Below are 400 nucleotides of genomic sequence, written 5' to 3'. Positions count from 1 at the left end.
CCCCCCCCCCCCCCCCCCCCCCCCCCCCCCCCCCCCCCCCCCCCCCCCCCCCCCCCCCCCCCCCCCCCCCCTTTTATAACGATACGGCGACCACCGAGAACTACACCGAAGGTTAATCGTCGGCAGCGTCAGATGTGTATAAGAGACAGCTCTCCCGAGGTCCGCGCGCTGCTCGACCTGGACAAGAAGGAGGTCTCGCCGCCGGAGCTGATGACGGCGATCCTGAAGGCGCGCGTCGACGGGATCGGGGGAACCGCCTTGAAGCTGCCTTTGTGGGGACTGTCTCTTATACACATCTCCGAGCCCACGAGACTCTAGGCGCGATCTCGTATGACGTCGTGTGCTGGAAGAGGGGGGGGGGGGGGGGGGGGGGGGGGGGGGGGGGGGGGGGGGGGGGGGG

The 400-nt window shown here is 71.0% G+C and carries 1 protein-coding gene; it reads left to right on the top strand.

Annotation, left to right across the window (positions count from 1 at the left end; genetic code table 11):
* The coding region (locus tag JHD80_RS27240) for a hypothetical protein (RefSeq protein ID WP_199093714.1) at positions 1-318 on the top strand (318 nt) is incomplete at its 5' end.
* Positions 319-400 lie beyond the last annotated feature (82 nt).

This window comes from Allobosea sp. ASV33, from assembly GCF_016428755.1.
GTDB lineage: Bacteria > Pseudomonadota > Alphaproteobacteria > Rhizobiales > Beijerinckiaceae > Allobosea.
The sequence above is the reverse complement of the archived record's forward strand: the minus strand, read 5'-3'. Positions and strand labels throughout refer to the sequence as shown.